We start from the raw sequence: 3062 nt of genomic DNA on the forward strand, positions 1-3062 counted from the left end.
ATCCGAAAGATGGTTCTGACAAGCTTTTTAATCACATGGCTTATTGCGACATAGTGAGATTCTTATAGTCCTTCATTGCTCTTGTGCTCAGTAAGTGCGGTGGACTGGATTGCCCCTTTTACAGGCCTATACTGGATCAATCGCTTTAGCTTTGGGATTCTTATAGTCCTTCACTGCCTCAGAGCTTAGAACGCTCCCATACTTTACATATCTCCTTACCAACTTTGCTAATACTATCATTTGTTTTCATTGTTAAAGCGGTTCTACTGCAATATTTGCAGCCTCGGATACTTCTTTTACCTTATCAAAATCACTGCTCATAAGGTTAGCTTTTTTTAGATTTGGAAATTGCTGTAGTTCTTCCAAAGTGATTTCATTTAGGTCAAAACTGTCGTCTTCTCCATCCCACTGGGGAATAATGTTCATGTACACATCATTCCCGCCGTCCATGTAGAGCATTTCCACATAGGGGGCAAAGTTCTTTGGAATTTCCATTTCCTTAAAGAAATTCATCGCAGGTTCTATAATGGCATCACTGTTCGTATCGATATTTTTGCCTTTATATTGGTCGGCAAAAGCATAGATATCAAATTCCGGCTTCAGCAAATGCAGGTCATACATCAAGACTTGAATAATCGCTAATTTGAAATTCAAAGTATCAAAATGGAGAATATCGCTTTCACTTTCTTTAGTAAAACTTGGCAAAGCCGACTCTTTGCCAGCAGTATTTTCTCTACTGGTCACAATCTTAGCCAGTTCAGCTTTAAGATAATTATTTTTATAGCTAAAAGCAGCCGTCAAAGGGATTATAAAAACAGGTAAGAACACAATGATTCCTGTAAGTGCAAGACCTTGAGAGTGATTTCCCGTATGTCCGCCTTCCGAAATGCGATTCAAAAAGTCTGCTACCCTAGTGAAGATTTCTCCTCCTACAACGAATAGCAAAATGAACTCTAAAGTCAATAAGCCCAAAATGATAATCATCATTCTCTTTGCAGCCTTATCACATATTTCTATTTTGCTTTCTGTGCTGATGGATTCCGCAGCGGGTATATTGGAAAACCACTTTTCTGCTCTTTCCTCTCTTGTCATAATGAATCTCCTGTGCATATACAAGTTTTCACTGATTGTGCAACAGTATTATACAAAATTCATTTTATTTTCTCTATAACAAAAGTCTCCCATCATTTTCAAATAGTATCCGACAAGTTAAAGCAACTAATGCAATATAGATCTGTAAAGGGGCAATCTAACCCATCGATACTTGCCGGATGCGAAAGACTCAGAATTAGTGAAGGACTATAAAAAACAACAAGTTTAAGCGACTGATGCAGCATATCCCTGTAAAAGGGGCAATCTGAGCCCGCCGGTACTTACTGAAAGCGAGTAAAACGAAGCTTGAAGTTAGTACCGCTGCGAAGGCGAAGTTAGCGGAAGCGTGCCCCACTTACAGGGATATGCTACATCAAAGCGTATCTTATATAATTATAGTCCTTCACTACAACAAAGGGCGAGGTTAGCGCGAGCGTGCCCCACTTACAGGGATATGCTGCATCAAAGCGTATATTGTTTTATAATTACAGTCCTTCACTATGACGAACAAGACGAGTGCAAGAGCACCCCCAATACAGGTCTATACTGCAATAGAGCGGGCAACTTTATTCTTCACCGCTTTCTTTTTCTTTTCTGCGAAAATCAGTACTCTATCCAAAATGCCTAAAAGCGAGGGCATGAGGAAGATTACGAAGAAGAGGGAGCATACGGCGCCTCTTCCGATCAACTTTCCCAGCTGTCCGATGGCCGGAACGGAGGAGATAAAGGAAATCACATAGCCGACCACCGCCAAAATCGTTCCGGAAACAAAGAGGGAGGATAGGCTCTTTTCAATGGAAGCAATAATGGCTTCCTTTCTGCTCTTTTTCTCTCTTTCTTCCTTGAAGTGATCCAAGGTCAAAATGGCGTAGTCCACCGTTGCGCCCAGCTGAATACTGGACACGATAACATAGCCGATAAAAATCATATTGGTACCTTCCAAGAAGGAGAAGGACATATTGCTCATAATGGCCAGTTCGATAGGAATCATGGCTACAATAGCAAAGAGTACCGACTTAAAGGAAAGCATAACCACAAGAAAAATCACAATCATAGACAGGGTATTCACCTTGGCATTGTCTGTTCGAAGGATATTTTCCATATCCATAGTGGCGGTGGTATCTCCCACCAGATAGCTGTCTTCTCCGGTGTAAACCTTTAAAATCTGTCGAATGGTGGTTACCGCCTTATAAGACTCCTGACTTTCTCCGGGAAGATTTAGGGTAATAACCATTCTGCTGTAGCCGTCTTTTCTGACTAAATCTAAAGAGGACTTCGGTACCATAAACTCCGGTACTCCCTCCGGTAATAAGGAGCTTAAGGACTGCACATTTTCTACATAAGGAAGGGAAGTTAAAAGATTTCCCAATGCCTTCTCTCTGTCGTTTCTTCCCTCCGGATAAATAGCAATCAAAAGATTTTCTTCTCCGAAAACCCCATTGATTTCTTCTTCCATTTCAGAAATCTTTGTACCTTCTCCCTTTACCACCGCACCATTACTGAAGCGGAAGTCATTCATCCCCTGCATGATATTTAAGGGATAAACTAAAAGAATGGTAAGAATCAGTACAAGAGGACTAAGCCTATAAGCAAGCTTTGCCAATGGCTTAAAGGAGGGCACAAAGGGCTTATGTCTGGTCTTTTCCACAAAGTTCCACATCCGAAGCAAAAGAGCCGGCATAAAGAAAATAACCGTTAAAAGGCTGAACACCACACCCTTTGCCAGCACGATTCCCATATCCTTACCGATTCCAAAGCTCATGGCACAGAGAGCCAAAAAGCCTCCCACAGTGGTTAGAGAAGATGCCAGAATCGTGCTTAAGGATTTTCCTACCGCATAGGACAGGGCTTTTTCCTTATCCATCCCTTTTTCAAGACCGGTTTCAAAGGAGTGAAGCAAGAAGATGGCATAGTCCATGGATACTGCAATCTGCAAAATTGCCGCAACGTTATTGGTGATAAAAGATACC

2 protein-coding genes are annotated in these 3062 nt (G+C 41.5%); both read right to left on the reverse strand.

The features are described from left to right. Positions 1-252 precede the first annotated feature (252 nt). Positions 253-1092, reverse strand: a complete 840-nt coding sequence (locus ACO4PX_RS09550) for a DUF6892 domain-containing protein (RefSeq protein WP_485572443.1) — start codon at positions 1090-1092, stop codon at positions 253-255. Between the two features lie 541 nt (positions 1093-1633). Beyond that, positions 1634-3062, reverse strand: a 1429-nt coding sequence (locus ACO4PX_RS09555; RefSeq protein WP_485572445.1) for an MMPL family transporter, incomplete at its 5' end; no start/stop codon positions are given.

The sequence above is a fragment of the Oribacterium sp. genome (assembly GCF_057249185.1).

What these genes read in the sequence shown, in the direction of transcription:
- ACO4PX_RS09550 (WP_485572443.1), bottom strand. Translation starts at nt 1,092, where the DNA reads ATGACAAGAGAGGAAAGAGCAGAAAAGTGGTTTTCCAATATACCCGCT.